At 48.4% G+C, this 25,178-nt stretch carries 41 protein-coding genes and 1 pseudogene; 3 read left to right on the top strand and 39 right to left on the bottom strand.

The window, feature by feature from the left end:
- Positions 1 to 520: 520 nt before the first annotated feature.
- The gene (locus tag EDM54_RS23930) at positions 521 to 700 is read left to right on the top strand and encodes a hypothetical protein (protein WP_122958930.1); all 180 of its coding nucleotides are present in this window, start codon (positions 521 to 523) and stop codon (positions 698 to 700) included.
- A 252-nt stretch (positions 701 to 952) separates the two neighbouring features.
- Here the strand turns inward: EDM54_RS23930 and EDM54_RS23925 are convergent, their stop codons facing one another.
- From EDM54_RS23925 to EDM54_RS23840, 17 genes are all read right to left on the bottom strand, one after another.
- The gene (locus EDM54_RS23925; RefSeq protein WP_122958929.1) at positions 953 to 1,414 is read right to left on the bottom strand and encodes a phage tail assembly chaperone; all 462 of its coding nucleotides are present in this window, start codon (positions 1,412 to 1,414) and stop codon (positions 953 to 955) included.
- A gap of 11 nt (positions 1,415 to 1,425) precedes the next feature.
- Positions 1,426 to 1,878 carry a hypothetical protein gene (locus tag EDM54_RS23920; protein WP_122958928.1) on the bottom strand — a complete coding sequence of 151 codons (453 nt, stop codon included), beginning with the start codon at positions 1,876 to 1,878 and terminating at the stop codon, positions 1,426 to 1,428.
- 3 nt (positions 1,879 to 1,881) lie between these two features.
- Positions 1,882 to 3,219, bottom strand: a complete 1,338-nt coding sequence (locus EDM54_RS23915) for a phage tail sheath subtilisin-like domain-containing protein (RefSeq protein ID WP_122958927.1) — start codon at positions 3,217 to 3,219, stop codon at positions 1,882 to 1,884.
- Entirely contained in the window at positions 3,216 to 3,416 is a 201-nt protein-coding gene (locus EDM54_RS23910) for a hypothetical protein (protein WP_255320376.1), read from the bottom strand. Before EDM54_RS23910 ends, EDM54_RS23915 begins: the two co-directional genes overlap by 4 nt.
- Positions 3,416 to 3,877, bottom strand: coding sequence for a hypothetical protein (locus EDM54_RS23905; protein WP_122958925.1), 462 nt, complete (start codon positions 3,875 to 3,877; stop codon positions 3,416 to 3,418). Before EDM54_RS23905 ends, EDM54_RS23910 begins: the two co-directional genes overlap by 1 nt.
- The gene (locus tag EDM54_RS23900) at positions 3,877 to 4,359 is read right to left on the bottom strand and encodes an HK97 gp10 family phage protein (RefSeq protein WP_255320377.1); all 483 of its coding nucleotides are present in this window, start codon (positions 4,357 to 4,359) and stop codon (positions 3,877 to 3,879) included. Before EDM54_RS23900 ends, EDM54_RS23905 begins: the two co-directional genes overlap by 1 nt.
- Complete coding sequence (locus EDM54_RS23895) at positions 4,359 to 4,685, bottom strand: hypothetical protein (protein ID WP_122958924.1); 327 nt, start codon at positions 4,683 to 4,685, stop codon at positions 4,359 to 4,361. The genes EDM54_RS23900 and EDM54_RS23895 overlap by 1 nt, the downstream gene beginning before the upstream one ends.
- Entirely contained in the window at positions 4,682 to 5,062 is a 381-nt protein-coding gene (locus EDM54_RS23890) for a head-tail connector protein (RefSeq protein ID WP_122958923.1), read from the bottom strand. Before EDM54_RS23890 ends, EDM54_RS23895 begins: the two co-directional genes overlap by 4 nt.
- Positions 5,028 to 5,240 carry a hypothetical protein gene (locus EDM54_RS23885; RefSeq protein ID WP_255320378.1) on the bottom strand — a complete coding sequence of 71 codons (213 nt, stop codon included), beginning with the start codon at positions 5,238 to 5,240 and terminating at the stop codon, positions 5,028 to 5,030. The genes EDM54_RS23890 and EDM54_RS23885 overlap by 35 nt, the downstream gene beginning before the upstream one ends.
- Before the next feature lie 17 nt (positions 5,241 to 5,257).
- The gene (locus EDM54_RS23880) at positions 5,258 to 6,202 is read right to left on the bottom strand and encodes a phage major capsid protein (protein WP_122958922.1); all 945 of its coding nucleotides are present in this window, start codon (positions 6,200 to 6,202) and stop codon (positions 5,258 to 5,260) included.
- Between the two features lies 1 nt (position 6,203).
- Positions 6,204 to 7,481, bottom strand: coding sequence for an XkdF-like putative serine protease domain-containing protein (locus EDM54_RS23875; RefSeq protein ID WP_122958921.1), 1,278 nt, complete (start codon positions 7,479 to 7,481; stop codon positions 6,204 to 6,206).
- A gap of 19 nt (positions 7,482 to 7,500) precedes the next feature.
- Positions 7,501 to 8,328 (bottom strand): phage minor head protein, encoded by an 828-nt coding sequence (locus EDM54_RS23870; RefSeq protein ID WP_122958920.1) that lies wholly within the window; start codon positions 8,326 to 8,328, stop codon positions 7,501 to 7,503.
- The gene (locus EDM54_RS23865) at positions 8,321 to 9,772 is read right to left on the bottom strand and encodes a phage portal protein (RefSeq protein WP_122958919.1); all 1,452 of its coding nucleotides are present in this window, start codon (positions 9,770 to 9,772) and stop codon (positions 8,321 to 8,323) included. Before EDM54_RS23865 ends, EDM54_RS23870 begins: the two co-directional genes overlap by 8 nt.
- Positions 9,772 to 11,220, bottom strand: a complete 1,449-nt coding sequence (locus EDM54_RS23860) for a terminase large subunit domain-containing protein (RefSeq protein WP_122958918.1) — start codon at positions 11,218 to 11,220, stop codon at positions 9,772 to 9,774. The genes EDM54_RS23865 and EDM54_RS23860 overlap by 1 nt, the downstream gene beginning before the upstream one ends.
- On the bottom strand, positions 11,195 to 12,346 hold the full coding sequence (locus EDM54_RS23855; RefSeq protein ID WP_122958917.1) for a terminase small subunit: 1,152 nt from the start codon (positions 12,344 to 12,346) through the stop codon (positions 11,195 to 11,197). The genes EDM54_RS23860 and EDM54_RS23855 overlap by 26 nt, the downstream gene beginning before the upstream one ends.
- 512 nt (positions 12,347 to 12,858) lie before the next feature.
- A complete protein-coding gene (locus EDM54_RS23845) occupies positions 12,859 to 13,353 on the bottom strand; it encodes a hypothetical protein (RefSeq protein WP_122958915.1) in 495 nt (164 codons plus the stop codon).
- 78 nt (positions 13,354 to 13,431) lie between these two features.
- Positions 13,432 to 13,959: a hypothetical protein gene (locus tag EDM54_RS23840; protein ID WP_122958914.1), complete on the bottom strand. Its 528-nt coding sequence runs from the start codon at positions 13,957 to 13,959 to the stop codon at positions 13,432 to 13,434.
- 198 nt (positions 13,960 to 14,157) lie between these two features.
- Between EDM54_RS23840 and EDM54_RS23835 the strand changes: the two genes are divergently transcribed.
- The gene (locus EDM54_RS23835; RefSeq protein WP_122958913.1) at positions 14,158 to 14,910 is read left to right on the top strand and encodes a hypothetical protein; all 753 of its coding nucleotides are present in this window, start codon (positions 14,158 to 14,160) and stop codon (positions 14,908 to 14,910) included.
- A 5-nt stretch (positions 14,911 to 14,915) separates the two neighbouring features.
- Here EDM54_RS23835 and EDM54_RS23830 read toward each other — a convergent pair whose 3' ends face one another.
- From EDM54_RS23830 to EDM54_RS23750, 20 genes and pseudogenes are all read right to left on the bottom strand, one after another.
- Positions 14,916 to 15,482 carry a sigma-70 family RNA polymerase sigma factor gene (locus EDM54_RS23830; protein ID WP_122958912.1) on the bottom strand — a complete coding sequence of 189 codons (567 nt, stop codon included), beginning with the start codon at positions 15,480 to 15,482 and terminating at the stop codon, positions 14,916 to 14,918.
- A gap of 21 nt (positions 15,483 to 15,503) precedes the next feature.
- The gene (locus tag EDM54_RS23825) at positions 15,504 to 15,716 is read right to left on the bottom strand and encodes a hypothetical protein (protein WP_122958911.1); all 213 of its coding nucleotides are present in this window, start codon (positions 15,714 to 15,716) and stop codon (positions 15,504 to 15,506) included.
- 94 nt (positions 15,717 to 15,810) lie between these two features.
- Positions 15,811 to 16,008, bottom strand: coding sequence for a hypothetical protein (locus EDM54_RS23820; RefSeq protein WP_122958910.1), 198 nt, complete (start codon positions 16,006 to 16,008; stop codon positions 15,811 to 15,813).
- Between the two features lie 87 nt (positions 16,009 to 16,095).
- Positions 16,096 to 16,233: a hypothetical protein gene (locus EDM54_RS26660; protein WP_183189181.1), complete on the bottom strand. Its 138-nt coding sequence runs from the start codon at positions 16,231 to 16,233 to the stop codon at positions 16,096 to 16,098.
- A 29-nt stretch (positions 16,234 to 16,262) separates the two neighbouring features.
- Positions 16,263 to 16,865, bottom strand: a complete 603-nt coding sequence (locus EDM54_RS23815) for a hypothetical protein (RefSeq protein ID WP_122958909.1) — start codon at positions 16,863 to 16,865, stop codon at positions 16,263 to 16,265.
- A gap of 115 nt (positions 16,866 to 16,980) precedes the next feature.
- Positions 16,981 to 17,301 (bottom strand): hypothetical protein, encoded by a 321-nt coding sequence (locus EDM54_RS23810; protein WP_255320391.1) that lies wholly within the window; start codon positions 17,299 to 17,301, stop codon positions 16,981 to 16,983.
- The gene (locus EDM54_RS23805; protein ID WP_122958907.1) at positions 17,282 to 17,662 is read right to left on the bottom strand and encodes a YopX family protein; all 381 of its coding nucleotides are present in this window, start codon (positions 17,660 to 17,662) and stop codon (positions 17,282 to 17,284) included. Before EDM54_RS23805 ends, EDM54_RS23810 begins: the two co-directional genes overlap by 20 nt.
- A gap of 17 nt (positions 17,663 to 17,679) precedes the next feature.
- Complete coding sequence (locus EDM54_RS26655) at positions 17,680 to 17,853, bottom strand: hypothetical protein (protein ID WP_170208430.1); 174 nt, start codon at positions 17,851 to 17,853, stop codon at positions 17,680 to 17,682.
- 16 nt (positions 17,854 to 17,869) lie between these two features.
- Positions 17,870 to 18,409 (bottom strand): ASCH domain-containing protein, encoded by a 540-nt coding sequence (locus tag EDM54_RS23800; RefSeq protein WP_122958906.1) that lies wholly within the window; start codon positions 18,407 to 18,409, stop codon positions 17,870 to 17,872.
- A gap of 16 nt (positions 18,410 to 18,425) precedes the next feature.
- On the bottom strand, positions 18,426 to 18,659 hold the full coding sequence (locus EDM54_RS23795) for a hypothetical protein (RefSeq protein WP_122958905.1): 234 nt from the start codon (positions 18,657 to 18,659) through the stop codon (positions 18,426 to 18,428).
- Between the two features lie 25 nt (positions 18,660 to 18,684).
- The gene (locus EDM54_RS23790; RefSeq protein WP_122958904.1) at positions 18,685 to 19,002 is read right to left on the bottom strand and encodes a hypothetical protein; all 318 of its coding nucleotides are present in this window, start codon (positions 19,000 to 19,002) and stop codon (positions 18,685 to 18,687) included.
- Positions 19,003 to 19,187: 185 nt separating this feature from the next.
- The gene (locus EDM54_RS23785) at positions 19,188 to 19,496 is read right to left on the bottom strand and encodes a hypothetical protein (RefSeq protein ID WP_141334302.1); all 309 of its coding nucleotides are present in this window, start codon (positions 19,494 to 19,496) and stop codon (positions 19,188 to 19,190) included.
- A 68-nt stretch (positions 19,497 to 19,564) separates the two neighbouring features.
- Positions 19,565 to 19,753 (bottom strand): hypothetical protein, encoded by a 189-nt coding sequence (locus EDM54_RS26650; protein ID WP_170208421.1) that lies wholly within the window; start codon positions 19,751 to 19,753, stop codon positions 19,565 to 19,567.
- A 216-nt stretch (positions 19,754 to 19,969) separates the two neighbouring features.
- The gene (locus EDM54_RS23780; RefSeq protein WP_255320385.1) at positions 19,970 to 20,224 is read right to left on the bottom strand and encodes a hypothetical protein; all 255 of its coding nucleotides are present in this window, start codon (positions 20,222 to 20,224) and stop codon (positions 19,970 to 19,972) included.
- A 39-nt stretch (positions 20,225 to 20,263) separates the two neighbouring features.
- Positions 20,264 to 20,575 carry a hypothetical protein gene (locus EDM54_RS23775; RefSeq protein ID WP_122958902.1) on the bottom strand — a complete coding sequence of 104 codons (312 nt, stop codon included), beginning with the start codon at positions 20,573 to 20,575 and terminating at the stop codon, positions 20,264 to 20,266.
- A 277-nt stretch (positions 20,576 to 20,852) separates the two neighbouring features.
- Positions 20,853 to 21,599, bottom strand: a complete 747-nt coding sequence (locus EDM54_RS23765; protein WP_255320386.1) for a DNA-methyltransferase — start codon at positions 21,597 to 21,599, stop codon at positions 20,853 to 20,855.
- Between the two features lie 54 nt (positions 21,600 to 21,653).
- Positions 21,654 to 21,896, bottom strand: coding sequence for a hypothetical protein (locus tag EDM54_RS26270; protein WP_141334304.1), 243 nt, complete (start codon positions 21,894 to 21,896; stop codon positions 21,654 to 21,656).
- 526 nt (positions 21,897 to 22,422) lie between these two features.
- Positions 22,423 to 22,926: pseudogene (locus EDM54_RS23755) on the bottom strand (DNA cytosine methyltransferase); the annotation flags it as partial.
- A gap of 5 nt (positions 22,927 to 22,931) precedes the next feature.
- Positions 22,932 to 23,102 carry a hypothetical protein gene (locus tag EDM54_RS26645; protein WP_161785232.1) on the bottom strand — a complete coding sequence of 57 codons (171 nt, stop codon included), beginning with the start codon at positions 23,100 to 23,102 and terminating at the stop codon, positions 22,932 to 22,934.
- A 42-nt stretch (positions 23,103 to 23,144) separates the two neighbouring features.
- Positions 23,145 to 23,687 (bottom strand): site-specific integrase, encoded by a 543-nt coding sequence (locus EDM54_RS23750; protein ID WP_122958899.1) that lies wholly within the window; start codon positions 23,685 to 23,687, stop codon positions 23,145 to 23,147.
- A gap of 61 nt (positions 23,688 to 23,748) precedes the next feature.
- On the opposite strand from EDM54_RS23750, the gene EDM54_RS23745 reads away from it, so the two are divergent.
- Positions 23,749 to 23,967, top strand: a complete 219-nt coding sequence (locus EDM54_RS23745) for a hypothetical protein (protein WP_122958898.1) — start codon at positions 23,749 to 23,751, stop codon at positions 23,965 to 23,967.
- Positions 23,968 to 24,134: 167 nt separating this feature from the next.
- Here the strand turns inward: EDM54_RS23745 and EDM54_RS23740 are convergent, their stop codons facing one another.
- Positions 24,135 to 24,665 carry a Holliday junction resolvase RecU gene (locus tag EDM54_RS23740; protein WP_122958897.1) on the bottom strand — a complete coding sequence of 177 codons (531 nt, stop codon included), beginning with the start codon at positions 24,663 to 24,665 and terminating at the stop codon, positions 24,135 to 24,137.
- 11 nt (positions 24,666 to 24,676) lie between these two features.
- The coding region (locus EDM54_RS23735; RefSeq protein ID WP_122958937.1) for an ORF6C domain-containing protein at positions 24,677 to 25,178 on the bottom strand (502 nt) is incomplete at its 5' end.

Genomic DNA, 25,178 nt, shown 5'->3' with positions numbered 1-25,178 from the left:
AGTCATTTCACCTTTTTCTTATTCGTCCCATTCTATTTGAAACCCAGCTCTACACCTTGGGCAAACTGCGGTGTACTCGTATTTGTAAACCACAATCCCTTTGTCACATCTTGAACACCAAAATTTACTATGTCTTCTCGCCTCGCGGAATATCGGAATCGATCCCAACACCCCTATTATCATAAGAGGTATACCGACAATAAAAAGCCCAAATACTGACAAAATTATCCCCAAGAACAAGGAACTAGCAAGACAAAACAAGCCTAGCACTATTTTCAAGGCACTTCTGAGTCTTAATTGTGCTTTTTCCAATGTAACCTTGGCCATCTAGTTATTCCCTCCCGTCTACATTCTACCCCACTGAAAACCGAAGGTCAGTCCAAACAAATCGGGAACAAACGACACATTTCGACTTCTCCCCAGCCGTCACTCGCTCGGGAGAAGGGAGAAGGAGCGTCCTTCTCCGACAGGATTATCCACCTTTCCCGTTGAATGGGAACTACGGAAGGTGGTGAGACAAATGAAGGAGATCGATTTTCAAGCTATTGAAGAAGCGATCATACAAAAACACATCAACTCACTCAAAAATCCAGAGAGTGAATTTGCTGTGTCAATGACAAAATTAGCAGCACGACTGGCTACGTATGCCGTAATGGAGTATCACAAGCAGCTTCAAGCGACTCGGTCAGAGACTGAATAACGCTTTTCTTTACCTTTTCAGACAAAATTGGATCTTGCATCACCTTAATGGTTGTGTGGATGTCGGTTGCACGCTGATTTGCAATCTCTTCTCGCACGATTTCTCGAATTCGTCGTTCAGTAAGGAACATTCATTACACCTCGCTTCTAAATGTTGGAGAAGGCTACTGCCTTGCCTTCTCCACCTCTTCTGCCTCTACGGCCTGGCATGCCATGATAAACAGCTTTTGCATGTAGCGATCCACTTCATACTCTACGAGGTCGGATGGTCGCCCTCGTCCGCGGAGAAATGCCCGACAGAGGTGGCTTGCTTCTCCGTCGGTTCGGATGAGTTTTTTAGGTCTTCAACCACTTGCTGCTCGCTTTGCACCTTTGCATTTACTTCATTCACCTTGTCCAGCAGCTGCTGGTATCCTGCAGGATTCCGCTCGAACAGCTTGACCACCAAATCAAATTTGTCCTTTGCCCTGTAGGCATCCAAAAGCTCTTTGTTATTCCATGGGAATTCATGTTCCGTCGCCTTTACGATCCGAACATCGTTGTATCGGAAAGAGTCAAACCGACCGTTTGCATCTTCAGCAAGTCTAAAGCATTCGCGATTTTCCGGAAGCGTAAGCTCACGTACATGCCACTCATCACCATCAATCGTAACGGAGCCAGTTCGACGCTGTACCGGCTCCTGCGCTTTTGCAAGGTATTTTTCAAGTTTACTCATGGTATATCCCCCTATTCTTCATACTCAGGCAATTTATCAAGGAAATCCGGCTTTACATTGGAGCGTCCGCGAAGTTCATATGATGCGTTTTCGTTTCCTTCTGCCCGGGCTTCCCACAGTGTTATTTCTTCCGGATTTAGAACGATATCGGAAATTCTTACACGTTCAGAGTTGCCGGCTTCCTTGTCCAGGGTTTCGCCGATCAACATTGGGAGCACCGGTGTTTTCCCTTTTGTGATCTGGTCAACACAATAGTACTTCAGATCAGCATTCGTAGCAGTAATTCTCAGAGTGACCTCAACGTACCAGTTATCAACCGTTTGGATGGTTCCCTTTTGAAGCCGATTCACATCACCATACTCTACTTTCAGCACCATCCTGCCTTCGAGAGTGCCGTAAATGGGATCGCCATTGTCGTTGTAGACTTGGCAGTTCTTCAGTTTGATATCGCGTGCAATTGCCACTTGTTACAGCACCTCCCACTCAACGTCGAAGTATTCAATTGCATCAAGCGGTTTGGCTGATAGGCGGAACCCGCGGCGGTCGCCTACACCGTTTTTCTTGTCTGCAAAAATCCATCCCGTGTCGATGGCTCCTTGTTGTTCCCGGACTTCCATGTACGCTTTCACAGCTCCAACGAACGTGGCGCCGCCAATGTCATTGTTGCTCAGCTTCCCCTTGTACTTCTTACCGACTGTCTGAATGTCGTTTTGGATCTGGTCCAGTGTCATGCTGACACGAATTTTCCCATAGTCCTCACGATCTTTCGGGCCGAGAACAGACAGGGTATTGACGGCACTCTCAATGATGTATACATCGCCATCGCGAGTGGCGATAAGTGTTCCAGTAGAGAGAGCTTGGAGTATTTCGGTATGACCCCAGTCTTTCTTGGCTTTTTTCAGTGGAACGACTATACCCGTCAGGGATTCATGTGCAGGCGTCGCAGCGATCACTCCGGCAACCCACGCTGCCCATTGGAGGCTGTTGTAATACTTGCCGTTGTTGTGTTCACCTGCGATGGCGTTGTTTACTACATATCGCACGTTCTGAGCAACGGATCTCTCGGTGTGATTTACCATGTTATCGTCGTCCGCTTCCTTGCCAGCAATGACCAGAGTGCTAAGCTTTTTGTTCTTCGTCCGGCGATCACTCATAAACTGCTTCGCCGCAGCCTGCACTGCCGGATCATCGAACGGTAAATACATCGCGTCGAAGTCAGCACCAGACACAGACAGAAACAGCTTTGTGGCATCTGCTGACGTCAAAGGTGCCGTACCGGATACCCCGCCACTAAGGGACGTCAACGAAACATCTGCAATGTCCGTATCACCAAGTTTTTTCACACGAACGTAGATTGATTGCTTCGTCTTCATCACCAGTTCCGCAGCATCGGCGAAGGAGAATTTCTCCGTAGAAATTGAGCCCACGACTTGCAATTCTTGCTTGCCCGGCTCTGCTGTCGACGCACTGATGGAAACCTTTAGGTCATTTCCGCGGAGCCCCGGGTAACGTGCCTCAATACGGATCGCGTCTGGCTGTTCGTAATATGCAGCAACAGCGGCTCCGTTGGTCATACGGTAGCCGATAATCGTCGCCCCACCTTCTGCCGCCAACTCGACGACATCTACTTCTCCAAATGTCTCCTTGATCCGCTCGTCATACCCCGTCATTCTGACCGATGTATCCGGTGATCCCCATTCCGCCTGATACGGCACAAGGACAATGCCACTTTTGGGCAGTACCCGTTCTTTGGCAACGGCGATCATTTCAACGGTTACGCCCGGTCTTTCACGTTGGATAGTCATGATTTATCACCGCCTCTATATTTGGTGACTCTACGCTTAACTTCAGCCTCGTTCACCTGTTGATTATCTTGGAGATCAAAAAGAGCGCCGGCCACTTCAAACCTCTCGGCTTTGATACTGGCTGCGCTCTCTATCCACTCCTGTTTGGTTCGCCTTACTTCGGGAGCATCCGACTTCTGCTCTTTTCGAACAGCCACTAGGACCATTCCTCCTCAATTTCAAATGTGTTGATTTTCTCCACCTGCGGCCGCGGGATGGCTATGGTGTACTCGAATCGGAAGGTGATTTCCGTTCGGTCCTTTTTATCAGACCTGGCCCGGAAGGTTGTATTGTCAATGTTGATAAACAGCCCGTCCTTCCCGCGATAGCTGTACCGTTCCCTGCGAAGAAGTTGCCGCAAGGGCTCTGTCGAAATCGGCTCGTATACTTCTTGTCCACCGATCTTCTTCTTTCGATGATGCAACACGATCCCAGCGTCGGAGATGATTTTGTACGACGTTAGAGTGTTGCCTCGTTCCGTTACTTCCTGAGTCTGAATGAACGCGATCGGCGGCTGGAATTTGGCTGAAAGCCACACGTCCAAGCTGTCCAGGATGGCCAGATCAGGATACGCCTCATTGATCAGGTCGATTATGCAAGACAATTCGCGGTTCTCCATCACTTCACCATCCTTTCTAGTTCTGCTTGTATCAGTTTTTGCAGTAGTGCCTGCATGCCACCCTGGAAGTCTTTCAGAGCGATGTCAAAATACTTTCGTCCGATGAAACTACGAGGACGGACCATAAAGCCTCCTTTGGCGTCAGGGTCATAAATAAACTTGCCTACTCCGTTCCAGTAGCCTGGGACGAAATAGCTTTTGTCGATCGTATATCCATCGTTCAGATACTCCGAGTATGGAAGATTGGATCCAACTTCCAAGGTAAGTGCGTTTCTGTCAGCATCAAACTCCCAGACGTTCCCTTCGCCACCCTGCGTAAAAGACTGCCACAACCCGCCGGTATCGATCAGGTCCTGTCGTTGAATTTCGTCAACAACGTGATTGAGCAGCTCTTCCCCGAGCTGATACATGATCCTTTCAAGAGCATGAGGGACATTGCGATTTAGCTTTTCCATTCGCTTTTGAAATTCCCGGAAGTCCACTATTCTGCACCTCGCTTTTCCTGTAGGGCCACTACAGCCAGAAAGCGACGGCCGGGAACCACGTCAACCACCACAAAGTCGCCACGACCGGACAGTTCCAGGACATCATCCTTGCGAACATCCTCGCCTAAAAGAAACCCGAGAGTCGCCTTGTATTCCCATTCCACTGGGTCGGCGTTTGCTGGACGTTGCCAAGACGACTCTACGGCCCGTATACAGCCCATTATGGAACGGGGTGGCAATTCCACCGAGGTAACCCTGTTGCGCTCATCCCGCCCTGTTTCCGTTCGTTTTAGAACGATCAGATCATTCATTCGATGGTTCATAGTATCATCGCCGTAACGTTGCCGCCTTGGCTTTGCTCCGCAGTAAAACACATCCATTGCCGGAGTAGAGAATCGACCTGCGGGCTCCCCGTGGTGACGGCAGCTCTTTCAATCGACCAAGAATATCCCTGATCGCTCTCCGCTGTGATTCCGCGGGCTTCCGCGCCCAGCGTTTCGTCATTGTCTGTCAGGGCCATGGCCTCAACCAGACGAAAATGAGCTACCTCAAGGCGACTGTCGTTGTCTACGAAAGGTCGGGTGGTAAACAATTCGATACGGACCTTAGCTTCGTCGATGAGATAGGAAAGCCGCTCAGGTGTCATGTCCTGAACGGCCCTCGTGCTACTCCGCTGCTTTACCTTCTCCGGTGTCAGCATGTTTACCGCCTCCCCGCCCGGCCTTCTTCTCCTCTACGATTTCGAGGTCGTCATAAGCTGTAGTCAGTTGTTTTGCCTCTTCTTCAGGGACCTCGTACGTTTCACCGGCATAGAAAAAGCGCCCGCCACCGATATGCAAAGCGCCTTTTTCATGCTTGTATTTGATTATTTTGGCCACCGCTCATAACCCCTCTCTTACAGCTTTGATCCAGTCATCCAAGCGACTGCTTCCGGCTCCAAGACCGCTGCATCAGCATAGCCGAACAGAATATGATAAGTCGCATCTTTAATGGCTGCCGTGGCTCCGTCTGCTGTACGTTTATAGCGAAGGTCCCGGGTGAATACCGGCACTAGGTTGCTCAATGGCGTCAAGGCAACGAACCCAGTTTGCAATGATTGCACTACTTCGATTGGGTAGCCAGCTATCTCTGTCAATTTGCCGTTTACCAGCGTGACGTCACCGAGTGCGGTTTGGCGTTTTTGAATGAGCGCTACCAGCTTTTGATACGTCCGGCGCGGCATGATCCATGTCAGGTCGGTCATGTTCAGATACTTTTCATCCAACAAGAGGACGTGGTTGACGAAATCATCAATCGTTGGTTCGTTCGTGCCCAGGTCCGTTTTCAGGGTGGACGCTTTCATCTTCTTCACGAAGCCATCCAAAACAGACAAAAACGGATCAGGGGTAGTCCCGTCTGCCGATTTTGCCGTTGTATCACCATTGAAGAGTAGGTCTTGCATGTCAACGCCGAACTGTCCTTGTACCAGATCGATCGTCTTTGTTTCGACATCATCCCCGCGGGCAGTGTCGTTGTACCATACGTCATCGTCTTTCAACCATTCATCCCAGAATACCTTTTTCACGGCGTACGGTACTTCTGGAGTGGAGATGCTACCAGTACCCGTTGGTTCCTCAGTTCCGGTATGCTCCCGAATCTGGCGGGACTTCACTTTCAATCTTTGCAGCTTACCTGCAGGCGTGTCCGTGAATTTGGTATTCAGTTTTGGTAGCGTGGTCGCCTTTTTCAAGGTGTCCACAAGGAAAGCTTCCGCTTCTTTTTTCGGCATGGGCAGATCGATCGACTTGCGAATTGTCGCGAGCTGCTGCTCTTTCGAAATCAGTTGGTTGTTTGTTGGCATCTTATTGACCTCCATTCATGAGTCGGATGTAGCTGGGTACCTCACTCTTTTCAACCGTCTCTCCAGCTGCTGGCGGTTGGCCGCTTGCACCGCGGCTATTTTTTACAAGCTGCAGGTCAGCAGACAGAGTCTCTACCTGTTTTGTGATTGGTTCCAGAGCCTTTTGAATGGCTTGCGTGAGCGCGTCATCCACGAGATTGGCCGTAGCAGTCGTCTCTCCTCCCTCCTCTTTCTTCAACTCAGAAACCTCGGTTTGCAGATCCTGCAGTTGCTTGGTGATCGGGGCCAATGCCGCCGTCACCGCTTTTTCGATGTCTTCTTGTTTCACTTCTTCTTCCTCTCCTTTTGGTTGGGCTTTTTCACGTAGGGTTGAGAGTGCGGCAATTGCTTCCTCGACTGCTTGTAAATTGGCAGAAGACAGTACCTTGCCAGCTTTTTTCACAGCTTCCAAGCGCTCTGGGAAGTCATCTGACTTTACAATCTCACTGTCAGTCGGCCACTGAGCTGCTAGGGCAACAGCCACTATCTTATACTCGTCAATGGTCTTCCCGATGGCCTCAGCTTTATCTGTGATTTCAGGATCGTTTAAAATCTCACGCATGGTATCTGTAAAGGCCCATTGCGAATCGTACCACTTGTCTTGGATATCCCTAGCCGCGATCCGACTTTTAAACGATTGCACCGCTTTAGCAATCGGGGAGGGTTTCATTCCCGGCAACATTTCCTGCAACGCCTTTTTGATTGCATGCAAAAGCCCCTTCTCTACCGTTTCCTCTTCGGTACCAGAAGGAGCTTCCTCCACTTTCTCGCGCTTACCGATTCCCCACATGGAGAAACCCGTGATTTCGCCTTTTTCAATTTGTTGCCAAGTATCTGAATCCGTTACCTTCACCCCAGCCACCCAAGACCCCTTTTTGATCTCCTGATCGCCAAGTTCCATGTTAATGGGAGCAATATACGACTCCACAACATAACCCTTGTCAGCATCAAGGTCGTGCTGCTTGTCGATATTGTGAGTATGCTGGCTTTCCATGAAGGCGTGGGCTGCTTTCTCGATTTCCTCGGCCGTCATAAAGTCGCCATGTGCGTCCACGACTTCCGGCTCATAAACCACACCGTACACGATCTGCTTCGCTTTGTCAGCTTTGGCTATCGTGATACTCTTCTGCACCGGCTCTTTGCCCTCTTCCTTGATAATCGCAAATGGCCGTCCGTTTGCCCCCTTATCAACCAATGAGATGTGTGTTATCTTTGCGTCTTTCAAAGCATACTTTGGCATTTTTTTCACCCCCTTTCTATCAAAAAACTGCCTGCATTGTGCAGCGACATTTCACAATTTGTTTCGCGCTTCCTGCCGGGTCCCCTGGATACATCAGCTTTTCACCTCCCACTTTAAAAGGCTTGTCAATATCGACAGTCTGACCGTTTGCCTCTCGATGATCTTTTCTTGTCCGCTTGTTGTTCGCGGAGCGCCAGCGCTTTTTCTTGACGAGACCGGACTGTTTCCAACCTTCCAGCTTACCGCCATTAGCCGCAGCCGTAGAAAGTGTGCGTGAGACGGTTACGGCTCTCGTCATGCTGAACGGCCCTTCTTCCCCGCTGGCTGCCTGCTTGCTTACCTCTTTAACCAATACAGCCCGCTCAGCAGGAGTCTTTCCTGTCTCGATAGCACGCTTGAAAGAACGGATCATGTGATCGGCTGTTGTCCCATTCATGGCCGGAACCAGTTTTTTCAGTCTTTTGGCAAACTTGGCCGCAGCTTTGTTTTCCTGCTCCCATTTGGCATCCGTATTAATCCCGGCTGCTTCTGATTCTCCTGCAAGCTGAAAGAGCGGCATGAAGGCGTTGTAAACAGCCTCCTCAAACTTCTCCTGAAAAAAGTCGCCTGACTGAACCTGCATAATCACTTTCCAGAGCTCATCGGCGTGGACGACCAGTTCGTCACTTAACTCCTGAATGGATTCGTCGAGTGCCTTTCCCTGCAACTCCAGCAGATCAGCAATCGATTCCTCTCCGTCCTTGTACAGCTTCTCCAGCAGTGCTCGCTCGGCGTGATTCAGGTCCAGGCTGTCCAAAAACTCATCGTTATCAGCCTTTGCGATAAGATGCAAGCATTGATCACACATGATGCTTCTCCCTCGTTTCGCGGAGCAGGCGCTTTGCGATTGTGGCCAGTTGTTCTTCCGGATCTTCTTCTGTTGCAAACGGTGTGAATGATGATGTCAATTGAGCAATCGGCGTATCCAGATAGCCAGCTGGGAAACGAGCCTCGTCAAGGACTGTTCCCAGTACTTCTTCTGCAATCGGGATCAGGTCACGAACAACCAAGATGCCCCTGTCGGCCAGGTAATCCAACATCGCCTTTCGCTCATCTGGGTCGGAAATCTTCGGCCCGCGAAGCACAGCTTTTACCCGGTAGACACCGATGGAAGGAAACAGCCTTTTGTTGAAAATTTCATTCATGAGCCAGACCCGGTAAGGAATGAATACCTGCTCCTCTGCGATTCGCCGCGCGTTATCACTCGTTGCGCGGTTGTAATCTTCAGATTCCCCTGTAAGGATCGGCGGCAGCCGGAAAGCAGAGCGTATCTCTTTACGCTTGTCCTTGTTGTATTCACTGAACAGCGCATCTTGCTGAAGAAGGTCGTTGAGCTTGTCCAGCTTTACTTCGGTTTTCTCCTTCTCGTCGCCGGTGAGTCCCTTCTCAAACCCCTCAACTTCCAAATACAGAATACCGCCTTGAGATTTTTGTCCTCTGGCATTTCGTATTGCTTCAATTGATTGAGGTGTGAGTTGACCGTTAATAACCGACAGCAACATGGAAAGCATACGGCCATCTTCAAAGTAATTCAGATTCAATTCTTCTGCCCGACGGCTGCCGAGGATACCAGGAGTGTTTCCAGCCCAACGAGGCTCGCCGTATACTCCGTTCCCAAGTTTCAGGTGAATGACTTCGTTCTCAGTCCCTGGTGAGCCGAACTCGCGGAACCAAACGATGTTGTTCCCGCGCTTTTGAGCATAACGTCGGACCCACTTTTCCTGAGTGAACTCTTCGACTTTCCCTTGAACCAGCCGCTTGTACTTCATGGTTACCTTCGTCTGCTCCGCAGTACACCGCATATTTTGTGGTGGTATTCGGTAAAGTGCCGGCAGGCCGCCGCCGCGGGCAACCTCTATATAGGCGTCGCCACATGATTCCAAGTCATCGACCAGCTCGGCAAGCAACTGCTCAATTGATTTTTCAAGGTTAGCCGTTTGAAGGAACCGCTCCGCGATATCCCATTCAGCCTTAGCAGTTTTATCGCTCTCGTTCGGCATATATTCAAGAGCACAGCCGTACCCGGTTACGTTGGTCTTGTACGCCTCGATGCACTGGGGAATAATGCTGCTTTGCTTTACAACAGCAAAAAGTGCTGCCGGGGTGACCTCCGGTACGATTAGGCCGTGCTGCTCGTAGTCGCCTTTGAACTTGTCCGCGGGCAACTGCTGACTCGTTGGTGCCTCTTCCGCTTTGCCAATGGGTATCCATTGTGCACGGCTTCCTGCACTCTCGGCTGCCAAGTCACTCATTATATCCATCCTCCTCTCGCCTTTTGTCGTCTCTCTTCCCTCTTCTGGTTAAGCTGCACCATAAGCCAATCGTTGTACAAAGCGTATCGTTTTGCGTCCTGAGTGTGGTTGTCCTTGTCAACTGGCTCTTCAAGAGTTACCCCTTTTTGCTCCTTGTACTTGTAGTTGCCAGTCTCCTTGATCGTATGAACGAGTGACCGTGCAACGTAGAGGTTGGGCCGTCCGGAAGACTCTTTCACCTTATACAAACTGGAGACTCGACGAATCCCTGGGCCGATCGCATTCTCGGCTGGTTTCACCGGCAATTTATAGCGGCGGTAAGTAGAAATATCCCCCGGCTCGGATGGATCCGCCCAGATGACGTCCATCGGATATTTTTCGTTGAACTCCAGATACCGCTTTACCAGGCAATCCTCCAACTTCCCCTGATCGTTGACTATCAAAACATCAGTCTGATGGCAGTAACTCTCTTCAATGAGAAAGTAGTCTTCGTCGGTACAACCAATGACAAGAAGCACAGCAGGGTCATTCCAGCCATGGTCCATCCCGCCGATGTACCGCTTAAAAGTCACTTCCCTTTCCTCTCCACCCGGGAAGGTCACATGAAACAAACGGCGAGCCAGATCGATCGGTTGGATATCGACACAGTGGATACTCCGATCAAACTCCTCATACACCTGTCCGTGAAAGACGTTGAATTTCGCGTAGATTTCCCGTTTCACGTAACGCTCTGGATACGTCTCGATCATCCTCTGAATGTTCTTCTGCAATTCCGGGATAGGGTTATCCTTCGATGTCCAGTAGAAATTACGCCAGTCGGGATCATTGTGATAGCGATCCTCTTCCAAGCCGGCATCAATGAACTGGCCACGCAGCACGATCTCTTCCGCAAACCAGTTGATTCCCTCTGGAGTTGTCGTCCAGATGGACCACCCACCTTTATCCGCTAGAGCATAGGCAAGGTAACCAGACCATGTCTCTGGTTTCATCTTCGATGCCTCATCGAGCCAAACACCGTTCAGGCCGCGACCTACGAGTTTCTTGGGATTCTCAGCGGACTTGAACCGGATCAGGACGTACCCCTTCAACCAGACAAAATTCCCGGATCCATTCCAGTTATCGATCATCTCTTCCGGGATGACCTGCGAAAGCTCCTCCTGCTGAATCTCGGACATGTTGTAATCCGGTGCAACGCACCAGTATTCAAGTCGTGGCTTGGGTTTCTTGACTTTCTTCAGGTTGCGCGGTGGCTTATACGGCAGCCCTTTTCCTGCCTCGATGTCGGCCAAGATGTTATCGAAGAATTTCCGAGCGCCAACATTCGTCTTCCCGCCGCGGCGACCGCAGTTCATGACGACATTTCGAGCATCGCACTCCATAACCTCAATCTGTTTTTGGTGTGGGGTCCACCCATCGAAAGGATCAAGTTCGAGGGCTAGATTTGTCACGTGACCACCTCCGCACCACTATCTCCCCCGGCTGCTTTTCGTCATCCGATTGGAGTTTTCCGACCTCCAGTTTCAGTTTCTCAACCCTCAAGCGGTCCTCTTCCGTCATAAATCCGAGGTACTTTTCCAGCGCGCCCAATGCTTTAATCTTGTCATGAAGCTTAACACTAACGCCGTCCTTTCCTTGTTTGACTTCACTTATTAGTGTGCCGTCTACCTCTTCGCTGCTTCGGAAAGCGACAAAGTTTCGTTTGTACGTCATGTGTTCGCCTGTCTTAGGATCGAGTATCGGGGCCCCTTCTTCTGTGAACATCGGGACGTCTTGCTGACCGAACTCCACATACTCAGAAATGTCCGCAAAGGCGATCTTCATGTATTCCGCGATGATGCGCTGTACACTCACTCCAAGGTCATCTGCCATCGCTTCCTTCTGTCGCTTGATCTCGGCTTGAATCTGAGGTTTTCTCAAGTTCTCCCAGCCGATAGCATAGGCTGTTTTCTTGCTGTAACCGACTGCCATTGCAGCGCGGGTGGCATTGAAATCTCGGAGGTACTCCAAAACAAAAAGCCTCTGCTTTTCAGTCAGAGACCCGTCTTCATTTTCAAATTCAAGAGGAGGTTCGCTGCGTTCCTCTACTTGTTTGGAACGTTCCGTTTCTTTAGGAGCGTTCCGTTCCGATTGATTGGAGCGTTCCGTTTCTTTTAGAACAGCATTTGGTTTCTTGGGTGCCGGTACGGGACATTCTTTTAAGAACACCTGCCGCGGCACGCTGTCTTCGTATGGGCCGACGATACCATTACGTTCCATCTGCTCAATGAGCCTTGCTGCTCGCGTGTACCCTATTCGTAAGCGACGTTGCAGGAGGCTTGCAGATGCTACCTGTGCTTCCACAACGATGTAAACAGCATGATCATATAGTTCGTCGTCTTCAACCATCGTTTCCGCAACTGATAGCTCTGAGAGAATACTATTTGGTAATTGCCATTTGTCTTTGTTCTTCCAACCCCTGACAGTACCCTCAGCGATCCCCAACTGGTCAGCGATGTCCTTCAGTTTGATATCACCGTTAGCCTGCTTCCATATCTCGAATGCCTTTTCCCGGTTCGGATCTCTTGCTCGTGCCATTACCTCATGTCACCACACCTCCAAGTTTCTGGGTAACAAAAAAGAGCCTAATTTGGCCCTCTTTCTCAAATTAAGTATTTAAAGAATGCATACGCTCCGCTAAAAATGGATGCCATAATCAAAATCCTATTGAGCGGATATGGGAGCCTTTTGAATAAGAAGAATCCTACTGTACCAGCAAGAACCATGCAAAGAACCATTGTCCACAACATACCAGCGAGCGGCCCTGTATCCACGCTCAGGTCTAGTGCCAAGTCGAGTCACCCCCCGATACTATCATGGGGGAATTTCCCTGCCCTGTCTACAACCCCGGCAATAGATATAAGAATAAAGAATATTGCCAGCCCCAAAATCGCTGTAAGCCTTGATACAGGTGGGCTGGAGGCACTTTTTTGAGCGCTACGAAACGACTACTATTCCGACGGAAAAGTATATGTTTTGTATCACCGCAAAAAACAACGGTCGTGCTTAGAGCGACAAGGCTTTAAGCCCTCTCGGCTTCTGGCGACCCCCTATTCGGAATTTGGGTCCTCCCCTGCTTCCGTGATTTCTTGCTTGAATAGCTGTAAGAGCCATGCTTCTGCTGTCTTCCCGTTAAGGGAATACAGTGGGTTGATTGCTAATACTGACCGGCCCTCCAAATGGGTTCGGCGTAAGACCTGCAGCTCAATCAAAATCTTCACTATCTTGCGGGCAGTTGGATAGGAACAGTTTGCGATGCGGGCCAGGTCTTTTACTGTTAGTGGCGTTCCCTTCTGACCGCGCTCATTATCTCCCTCGAGGAGATTCGTACCCTCACTGGCGTAGAGTGAGATTTTAAGCAAAAAGCCAGCCTCGGCGAGTGACAGCTTCCTGAGCCGTCGCTTTGCCTTCTGGCTGGCTTTGATCTTCACGAATTTAGAGCTGCGGCCGACGGGACGAAAAACCTTGACGATTTCATCTGGCCGCCGAAGTATTTGCTCCTCATAAAACACTTCGCCGGTATCCGGGTCAACGAGTTGTCTCACTACATGATCACCACCACCTGGTTGAGCTGTTAAAAAAATAAGCATCCCACTCGGATGCCCTGTACTCCATTTTTACTTTCACCGCTTGTACAGTTCTAACACGCGTTGATGATATGCTGGGTCGTCCTCTTCAGCATCATATGCTACATAGCGATCAACATATTCCTTTACCACGCTATTGTCAAAAACATCTGTCCAACTTACCAAAATCACCTTCTGCTTCGCCATCTGCAATACATCTTGGATTATTTCTTTTGCCTTCTTATCTTTGCACACTGAGTCAACTGGATATACCACAACATAATCAAGGTTTCCAGGTGTATTTCGTTGTGATGTAGGGTTAAGGGAATCAAAATACAATTTATGAATTCCCAGTGGATAAGCAACACCCGACTTAAACCTTTTACCATTTGTCCCAAAAATGGTCCCCAGATTCCCCATTGCATTTGTCCTAAACAAAATTGAGGAAGGTTCCGCCAGGTTTTTGAGACACCTAAGTACGAGCGGGTGTTTTTTATTTTGATGTGTTCCGTTCACATATAAACATTTGTCCTCGGATAAAAAGAAATCAACAATACTTTTCATCGCATTTTCTTTTGTATTCATTCCAGTCATTCCCCCCTAAGGAATATTCCAGCATGACTTATGAAACTCCTGCGAGGAATGAAGTGAAAGTCCCGCCCCGTTTCCGAGGCGGTAGGAGGGGTTCGCGAAAGAAAAGGTTCTTTCACTTATAAGTGGCATTCGCCCCACAAAAATAGTAAATTGAAGTAAACTGATATATAAGGGGGGCAGCAAAAAACTATGAGGTACACTGAAGATTTAAGAGTTGAACATCCAAACCTCGAAGAATGCTTCAATGAAATAGAAAAGTTATTACTTGAGCATTCCGAACGGTATGTAGGAATCTCTAAACCGTTACCTTCTAAACCAGTGAGACTTATTGGTCAAAATGGAGTTCACTATCTACAACTTTCTCTCTCGCGTTCCCATTCCCTTATTAAAGGTGCTATATTGGCCCTAAATAATAAAAATCCATTATTGGCGATTTTAGCTGTAAGAGCCCACTTTGAAACAACTGGCGGAGTAAGTTACCTCTTAAAAAAACTCGATAGCTTTTATAAACAGAGAATTAGCGAGGAATTACTAAATCAGTCGTTGAAAAGACTCCATTTTGGAGTTAAACTTCCGGAATTCAGCCCACTTAACCCACCAGATCCAATTAACGTAATGAGTCTTATTGATTCTGTGGATGAAATGATTACTAAAATGCCTCAAAATAACGGCACTATAGATTTTAGAAGATGCTACGATAACCTTTCTGAATTTTCTCATCCGAATAACTTAGGAATGACTATGGATGTACATTTTAACAAAATCGGCATTACGAGATTCTACTTTTCCTCACAACTACCAAAAAGCGAGTTTGATATGATAAATTATCACCTTGTTATAACTTCCGGTTTGTTTATCCATGCATACGATGAATGTTTGAAACTTCTTGTAAATAACGAAGAATTACCGATACTTTACTGTCGTTATCCCAATAAGTTATAAATAGCCTATCCTACTAGGAATAGGCTGTTTTTAATTCTTTGAGTAATTTTTTCTTGTGCTCGTTTGATCAAGGTATACACGTTTCCTTTTGATATTCCGAGTATCTCAGCAATTTCTAAGTGGGAAAAACACTGACCATAAGCTAAAACGTAGCATTCCCGCTCTCGCTCGCTAAGTCCACAAAGTGCATCCTCAATCTGCCCTAATTGCCATTCTGTGAGATTTGCTGGACTTCCAGCTGTACTTCTAGCAACAAAAGCCTGCATGCGAACTGGGTCCATAAGCTTCTCTCGCTGATAAGCAGCCCGCCGTTCAATCCCTCGTTTGTTCCCTGGACGTCTACCAGTCTCCAGCCATTCAATCACGAATTCCGTGTCACCAATCATTTCGGCAATGATCTGGCGTTCACTATTATGCTCGCCACCATTTGTCGTGATCTTGGCCATACCGGTCTTCCTTTTCGCCTCTTCCAGACGAACAACTCTAACCGCATCGTCAGAGTCCTTCAAATTACGCTGTATCCGTTGCAACACCTTTCTGGTTTCCTTGTACCCGTTGATCAAATCTTGCATGAGAACCCCTCCTCAGTGCGTTTATTTGCGTGTTTTGCTCTTGTCTTTTAAGAACCGCCTTGGACCAACATCGCCCATCAACCGACGCAACTCCCCAATCGTCAACACTTCTGCAGGCTTCGCTGGCGTTGGCTTCCTATATCGATCCTTCGCACGTTCCAAGTGCTCCAAGAAGCTGACTGGCTCTTTGTCTTTTTGTCGCTTATACTCCATGATGTCCCGAACCTTTACCATGGCACGCTCCTCCTTTCGGCAAAATAAAAAGAGCGCCAGAACACACCCATATTGGGTGAACATTCTGACGCCCTCCGCTTTTCGGTCAGGCCATTTATTTTGCTTTTCTGTATCGCTTTCGTTTGGTCTCTTCGGTATCGAGCAGCTTGTCATCTTGGGTAATGATCGTGAACCGGTGATGTGCTTCTAACTTGCAACTCTCCACTACATTTCCATCCTCGATGATGACGACTCTGACGCCTTTTTCTAAGGGATATTTTACCACAGTTTCTGTTTTTTCAATAGCGCTCATCTTTCGTTCCCCCTTGTCTTTAGCCGTGATATAATGTGATTAGCGAACACACATTTGCTTCATTTGCTCCCGGCAGGGGGCTATTTTTTATTCTTCGAAAAGGCTATTAACTTCATCGATCCTGGCGTTTGGGAATGGACCATAGATTTTTTCTCCAATGACAACTACAAATTGCTCCTCTGTTTTTACAATTCCCCCGACGCTTTGGATCATTGCCACGTCCATTTCGTTCACTCCCGAAATATTGTGTTAAACTATTCTCTTTCTTCCCGCCGCCCTTTGTTGAATTGACGCTCCTGATCTTGCTGTCTTCTAAGCTCTTCTAACTTATACTGACTAACCTTGTACTGGGTCCACGCCTCATGTATAGCAGCCAAGTGATTGTCATCAAACTTCCTGGTAAGCAGTTTTTCAAATAGAAGGGGGGCCAGTTTAGGTCCGATACTTTCAAATTTACGTACAATAACCAAAGTCGGATCAGAATATATGCCAATCACATCGAAGATGTACTTTGATTCTTTCGTGATCTTCTTTTTCTCAGAATCAGTCGGTAGATACTGGTTACCAATTTCCTCTTGTTGATTTTGGTTACTTGTTTCTAAAGTTTGATTTTGGTCACCGAATGATTCGGTATGAATTTGGTTCCTGATTTCATCTAGTCGATTCTGGTTACTACTATCTACGTTTTGATTTTGGTTACCATTTACTTTTTCCCAGAGATGACTTATACATTCTGTGAAAGAACCGAAGGCATCTGCGTAGTTCCAAAATTCTTGTGGCATATTGACTGATACCTTGCGCATGATTCCGACCTTTTTTCTTCCCGCGCCTTCTCGCTTACCGCCACGTCCTGACATTCCATATCAACTCCGTTTGATTTTAGTTACCGTTATCATATCACATTATCATTCTTTGCAAAATAGATTTTGGTTACTATTTTCAAACGGAGTTATTTTTACAATTTCTCTTTTGTTAAACTGAAATTCCGTGTGCATCCAGGTATGCAAGGCAAACGGCATATGGAGCTTCCTGTTGCGTCGAATATCCAATAACCCTATCCGTTGCCGCTTTGGCCTCGCAGATGTAGCAATTTAATTGAGGCAAAATGTCGATATAAATATCTTGCTTTCGTGCCTCCTCCACCAGCACGCCCATACCTTCCCAGGTGGTGGAGAATTTCGGCTCATCGATCACATGACCGTCCTCATCGCAGAAGATCCCATCGCCTTCTGACACTTTCCAACCAAGAGCCTGCGCAACTTTCAAATCCAACTCACGTCCTGCTTGCATCATTGCCCACCTCCAGCAATTCAGGATTCTCGTAGATGTTGCCAATGATTTCGCCATCTTCTGTCCACTCAACAGGCTTTGTAACTGCGCTGCCCGGGTACTGGAACCACCAACCGTATCTGTGCCAGACAATCACCCTTGGCGTGTCACTTCCTTGAAGCAACCATACGTCCCCCTCATATATCTCCTTGCCGTTCTTGTCGCGGAGGCCAGTGTATTGCCGCTTGATAAACTGATCATGCCGCAGAATATCTAGCAATGTAATGAACATAGCTGACTCGGCTTCGATAATATCTTCCCACGACCACATTTCCTTGGATTCTTGGTCGTAAACTTGAAACTTAATCTCACGTCCTGCTTGCATCCCGTTCCCCTCCCCATTTAAAAATCAAATTCCATTTGTCCTTCTTCTTCCCGTACCCAACCAGCTTGTACCCATGACATGAATATGCGCTTTTTCAACTCTTCCGGAACGGCATTTCCTGACTGCGAATATACCCAATATGTTGATGCGGATACCATTTCAACTTCCGGGTCGATATGCACTATAGGCATTCTGTTCCCCTCCCGTTTAAGGCGCCAGATCGCTCATAACCTGAGCGCAGTCTTCGCATATTCCTTGCACGTCATCCAGCGGTAACAACTCTTTGTCTTCTTTGCAGTTGATGCAGGTACCATAATTCCAATTCCAGAGTCCTTGTTTGCCTTTCACTGGAACCGGCTCAATTCTCTTTATATTGATCAGTTCCCAAGCGTACCGACCCGGTGTGTAATCGCCGAAAGCGTACTCTTTATCGTCCAGATAATAATCGTCTTCTGCACCGTGTAAAACTGGCATGCCTTTGTTCGTAAGCCAGTCCGAAACCTTCCTGCAATCCACCAACTCCGCGATGGCAAGCACGCACCCCAACGGAAAATCATCCTCTTTGCGAAATCCATGTTCCCAAAGCGTTGAGGATAGTTTAGGCAAGCGATGATCATAAAGCAGTTGCTTCGATGCATGTATCGCAATTGGACCGCGGTAGTTTGTTTTCCATCCTCGCGTTTCAAACTTTTTCTCACCGAGGGCGATCAATGTCGCCCACGGCTGGTGAATGGTGATTGCCTTCATGCTATCCACTCCTTCCTCAAACAATCTCCTTCGCCCATGTTGCAAACGCCTGTAGAGTAATTTCTCTTTCCCGATCTTTGGCATCAGACTTCCCTTCTGTGCAATGGAACCGGACCAGTGTTTCTTCACGGCCCGTGTACCGATAGTGATCCTTGTAAATCGCCAGCACCTTCCGAACTGTCCGATATTGGCTACCGATAGGGTGGCCGTTTGAATAAGACTTTCCGATCTCGATTGCTGATTTCTTCATCCATCTTCACTCCCGTAATGATGTGTTAAATACCTTCACCTTCTCGATATTCAGGCAATGCCCTTTTGAGAGTATCCACGATGTACGGGATTGGTTCAGGTGTACTTCTGACATGGGTGTCAATCTCCAGAAGGGCTTCATGGTATTCGTCTATAGTGTCCAAAGTATCGAAAATTGTGTTTGTGATGACCATTCCGCCAGCTTTATAGAGTGGGATATACGCCTTTTCATCAAAGCCCATTCGATCATAGATGAGATGTCGAAATGAACCTCCGCCTTCTCGAATAGATTCAGCGACTTTCTCAAATACCCATGCGACTTGTTCGACGCTTGGTTTATCCATACACGTTCACCTCATTTAACAAATCGATTGTTGTGTTATGCCTGATTTCCGTACCAATCCTCAAGCATTTCAATGGTCACGCCTTTATCAATTAGCGTTTGAATCGCCGCCTTTACTTCTTCGTCCTTCAAAATATCGCTGTTCACTTTACTTCACCCTCCCCATTTATCAAATCGTGTGGTTTGTTAAGACCGCGTGCATCTCGGACAATCTTTAAATTCTTTTGGAAATCTCTCAGGCCAGTACATTGCACTGAAAGTGGCTGGTATTTTTTTCTCGTCTAAACAAACTGGGCACTCCGGCTTCTTTTTACTTGATTCCTTTGCCACGATCATCAGCGATCCGACAGACCGACCTTTACCGGCTACCTGCCAATGCTCCACTTCGATGTGAAAGATTGCGGATCCGGGTGCTTTACTTTTCGCAAAGGCTTCAAATTGTTCTCCAGGAGCCGTGCAAATCCCATCATAGTCGGTATACAAATGCAATTTCATCTTTGCCATCCTTTCCAAAATTACCGTTGTGTATCCAGGAGCAGCCGTGGCCGGCCGCCCCTTTATCATCACTCTTCTGGCGAGCATTCCGGGCAGCATTCGTTTTCGTTGCAAGTGCAGGCAACAAGCAGGTTTCCTTTTTCGTGTTGGACCTTGTCCGCGATCATCATGGCAAAGTTGGCAACGTCCGTGGCTTCTCGGACAGTACGTTCACGATCCTCTGCTGTAAACTGTCCGCGGGCGACTTGTTCTTCCAACTCTCACGAACCTCCTCGGCCAGACGTGTAATCAAGTATCCCAGCGAGCAGGATTCCCAGCCGCCTTTGTGGTCGTTCTGCTTTAATGTCTTTTCCATCTCCCAAGCAAACCACCGGACAGGATCACGGAGGGCGGAGAGGCGCTCCAGTTCTTCCAGCAGACGTTCAGCGTCTGCCGGCGTTCCTTCCCCGTTCAAGACCCGGCTGCGCAGCTCGTCATCGACCGCCCCACCACAACACCAGCTTTCCGTCCCTGTACTCGTCTGCGTATCCTTCACTGAAGGCCAATGCCAGGATGCAGAACGTCTCATCGTCGCCGTATCGCGTGATCGTTTCGTCAGTGACACCAACGGCATTTAGCTTCATGCGGTTTTCCTCGTTGTTAGCAACGAGAATATACGGACTCTCCCCACCAATCTGGTCTACTACTTCCAGGCTGTTCAGAACATCCAGAACTGCTTGTCTATTCATTGTTCTTTCCTCCCTTTCTTGAATAACTATCGTGTTAAATCACCAACCTGAAACTGCTGTTTTATATGGAGCATTCGAGTTACCACGCCAACCTTCACTCTTTCGAAATTCCACAAACTCTTTCAAGTCATTTAAGGCTTCATTGAACGTCTCTTTCCAATGTTCTTTATCCTCATTGGGTGTTCCAAACATCAATAGAGCATACGACATTTTCTTAATGTAATTTGCCACTTCAAGTGAATCATGTCTAAAGGCTGAATATCCTTCCATATCCATGTTGTTTCTGAAATTCGGAACAACGTTGGCAAATTCATAAATCTGTGAGAGCATTATGCGTTCTGTTTTCGTCATTTCTACCCTCCTTGTCTCCGTACACATTGTGCTTACTCGTCTTCGACAGGTACCGCGATAAACATTGGGCTAACCGAGACTAGTGCATTCTTTCCGCAATCAGGACATTCGATATGTTCTTCATGAAACACGGTATCCACTTGCTTTTGCCATTCTGGTTCGTCGTGAACAGCCCTACACCATGGGCATTTCCACACGTCTACCTTTCGCGTTTCCGCCAATGGTTTTTTGTATTGTCTGGGCATCTTTCTCACTCCTTATCTCCCTACACAGTTTGTTAAATGACATCCTGCAACTCCACCGCGTCAATACGTCTCCTGCTGGCTTCCACATATGCGGCTTCCTTCTCAATGAGGATGAAGTCACGACCAGTTCGTTTAGCAGCTACTCCGGTGCTACCGCTGCCCGCGCAATTGTCCAATACCAGATCGCCGGGATTGGAGAACGTCTTGATTAGATACTCAAGCAGTTCGACTGGCTTCTGTGTCGGGTGAATCTTCTCTCGGCTGTCGTTGTTCACCACCGGTATCTGCAGTACGGTCGTCGGGTATCGATCAGTTTGGCCCCCGCCGGTGATCCCGGTCTTTGTTTGCCCGTAATTTGTACCGTCGCTGGTGTTCTTCGTAAAGTTATTCACCGGCTTATGCCCTGTTGTTTTCTGAGGGTTGTATGTCGGGAGTTTCTTGTAAAAAATCAGAATGCTTTCGTGTGCCCTGAGTGGCATCTTTTTGGCGTTGAGAAACCCCGTTGTCTTATTCTTCTGCCAGATAATCTCGTATCGGAACAGCTTCTGGTTGCTCATGACCAGCTGGCTTGTAAACGGCTGCGCTGCTGTTAAGATGATCGCCCCGTTATCTTTGATCACTCTTTCATACTCCGACCAGAGACGGCCAAGATCTAGAGGCTTATCCCATTCGTTTTGTGTGATGCCATAAGGGAGATCGCAAATGATTAAGTCGATTGATCCGGTCACGATCCGCGGCATTACCTCAAAGCAATCGCCGTGAATGATTGTGTTTCGCACCTATAGTGCCTCCCTTTCTTTACATACTGAGCATTTTGTTCCCAGACGTTTTCGTTATGTTAAATTGCCTTCATGAACCGCTTTGATCGCCGCCATAAACGGGTACGCATGTGCTGGAACAACCGCATTGCCGCATGCTTTCAGTCTGGGCACTCTGTTCTTTACCCCGGTTGCTACCCTCGGCGGTTCCCACTCGTACTGTTCTTCATTTGGCCCTGCTGGCCACCTTGGCTCCTCAATCCAATGTGATTCGGTCTCGTCCCGGTCTATGTCCGTCCACCCGATCGGAAATCCCATCAGACATTCCACCCAGTCTGGATTGAGCTGTCCTTTTTGTCCTTGTCGCATTACCGCTCCGGGAACCGTATCTCTATCAATTTGCGAGGGTGGAAGTGTAGCGTTCTTGGCATCCTGAGCTGCAGGCGTTGGCCAGAGGGACGTATGATGTACGGCGCCAGATAGTGCATAGTTCCCCTTGCTATCCCGTTGGTTTGGCCCTCCGTGTTCCCCGTCACTTGCTCTTGGCGTCGGCCAGAGTTTCACTGCGCCGGGCAATCCATTCCTCGGATCGTCCGCATTTATGTTCCCTCGCTTTTCTGCGTCATTTGCCCGCGGCGTGGGCCAGAGCTTTACTGCATCATTCAGGTTTGGGCTCCACCCCTGCTCTGCTTTACGGTCCACCCTAGGGGAACTAGGATCGTCTGCACTCCTGTAATCTCTGGCTTGAGGCGTTGGCCATATCCCTTTTTTAAGGTTGGAGATGTCGGTTCTGAGGGATCTCCCTTGTCCTCCTCCGTGGCTCCCAACTGAATCAGAAGCGCTCGGTGTGGCCCACAATAAAAACTCTCGCTCGTCCATGCGGGGCTTCGACGGCTGCAGCTGGTAGTAGAAACGGCCTTGCCGAGTAGCCTTCACTTTCCAGGTCAGCAAGTACGCTGTCGAGGCCCAGTGTGACGTGTCCAGCAACATTCTCTCCAAAGAACCAAGTGGGCCTGAGCTCGCACACAATTCTAAACACTTCCGGCCAGAGGTGGCGGTCATCGTCCTCGCCAAGTCGCTTCCCGGCGTGGGAGAAAGGCTGGCAAGGGTATCCGGCGCAAATAAGGTCAATTGTTCGGCTTCCATCCTCCGTTATCACCCCTGCGTCTATAAGCATTTGCTTGTTCAATTTCCGTAGGTCGTCGAAGATCGGTACTCCCGGGAATCGTTTGTTCAAAACCTTCACTGGATACGACTCTATCTCGCAGAAGGCCACCGTCTCTATCCCAGCCCACTTGGCTGCCAACCCGATCCCGTCGATTCCCGAGCAGAGAGATAGCATCCTCATGCGTTTCACCGCCCCTTAAAGATCATGCCTTCAATTTCGCAAACCTCCCACCGCTCATTAAGGGTGTGGTCCTTTTTCATAGTGGCCAGCGCCTTTTCTGCATTCGCTCTTGTTTTGTATATTTTGTCGTGAAAATTGTAGACGGTTGTTCCTTCCACGATGGCAATGATAAACATGTTATTTTCACCGCCTTGTTTTACATAATTGAGATTGTGAAACTATAAGCTGAAGCCATCCACGGCCTCGTCGATCAGATCCTGGGTGATTCCGATGTAGCGCAGCGTGATCGCCGGGTGGCTGTGATTGAATATCATCTGCAGCGTTGCGATGTCTCGTGTTCGCTGATAGAAGTGGTAACCGAACGTCTTCCGAAGGGTGTGCGTTCCAACTTCGCTCAGCCCGATCTTCCGAGCCGTCCCGTTCAGAATTTGATAAGCACGTACCCGGGTAATCGGTTTTGGGCGCTTCGATGATGCAAACAGATACTCGTCATCGTCCATTCCTTTCGTGTAGCTCTTGATTGCTTCTTGCAGCTGCTGATTCAACTTGAATCGTTTGCGCTTTCCAGTCTTCTTTTCTGTGATGACAAGATGCTGCTTACCCCTGACGTCGGAAACTTTCAAAGGCAAGATGTCGGAGATTCGTAGACCTGTGTTGACACCGAAGTTCAAAAGAAATCCATCCCTCGCGGAATTCTTCTTCAACAGTTCCCTGAGTTCTTTTATTTTTTCTTCAGATCTAATGGGCTGTACAAAGTTCATACTGATCCCCCTTTTCTTGTCTCATCGGCCTGTGCTAAGCTTCCAGCAGGAGTGTGATCACATGGAAAAGTCGTTCTATTATCCGGTTCCTTGGGGAGACGTAACGTTTTTAAAAGATGCTTTGGCTGCGATGGATCTTCCATTCTCAATTGAGCAGCCTACTGAGCGGCTTGAGTTGGGCCCTGGTGAGGTGGCAATTGTATTCCCAGACCTCCACGTTCGCGATTACAATGCTGTCCGTGATTTGTTTGGTGGCCACGGAAAACGGTATCCGGGGTGAACTACTTCCGTCCATTCCAAGACGGCCGACCGCCGCCCACTTTGTAATTGTTAAGGCGCCCGATTCCACTTTCGTTCCTTGCCCATTCGGCAATTTTTCTCGGAATAATCACAGGTGCTGTACGCTTTGGCTTTTGTGGATTGCTCATCTTCCACACGCTCCCTCTTTTAAGCCGCCTCGCCTATTAGCTTGTCTACCCATAGCAGGTAATCCAGCGCGGCCCTTTTTGTGTTTTGTACGGCATATGCGTAGTACTCGAAATCGTCTTTTGGAATACTTTTGCGTCCGCCAGTTTTGGCATGAAGCATGTAGTGCCGGATCGTTGACAAGGGGACAAAGAATACTTCTCGTGATTTCGCGAACTCAATTAGGAAGAAGCAAATAGCCCCCTGTTGTTCGGCCTTTTCCAAGTGCGTGATTTGATGATGCTCGATATTATCCAGGGGGAAACGAGTCTCTTCTCGGGTAGATTTAGCCTCGAAGTAAATCGCTTTTCCTCGGTACACCCCGTCATAATCCACTGTCGATTTTTTCTCAAAGGCTGCAATGAAGTGGAATCCCTGTTTGCGGAGGGGCTTCATAGGTGTAGGGCGTTTGTGAATGAGCGCGATGCCGGCCCGTTCGTACTGGAGATTCGTGAAGTTCAAGAGTTGTTCAAATGCTTGTCCACGGTTCGCTTGGCTTTTCCGAATTCCCATGCTTTTCCCTCCTATGCTGTCCGTCTTGGCATCCACGCATCTACGTAGCGTAGTACTTGTTGCAGTTCTGTCCTACGCACATCCCGGTAACTTGCCACCGCCCACCGATCCTTGATTTCCCGATGCAGTTGGCGGAATAGTTCACGACGTCGCTGCTGATCGCTCTCGATCTCATACACTCGACGAGCAACTGCCTTTTGAAGCGCTCGCTGTTCACCGTGATCGATGGTGATCTGCTCATCCACTTTTTGCTCAAGCTCAATGATTTTTTGGCTATGTGTTTGTGCGATCGTTTTGACTTCCTCAACCTCTTCAGCCAGCTCCGCGGTCAATTTGAGTGATTGAATCAACGCCTGGCGTTCGCTAAGAGGCACAATTTTGTTTTCAGAAACAGCATAGGCACCAGTTTTCCGAATTGACGGTAATACCTCACGTTTAATCCAACGTTTGAACTCTTTTGCTTCTTGTTTTTTGCTTCCAAGCACTAACTCGTAAAGGCCAGATTCGTTTACT

The sequence above is a fragment of the Brevibacillus borstelensis genome (assembly GCF_003710865.1).
GTDB lineage: Bacteria > Bacillota > Bacilli > Brevibacillales > Brevibacillaceae > Brevibacillus > Brevibacillus borstelensis.
This window is presented reverse-complemented; position numbering and strand designations above follow the sequence as displayed.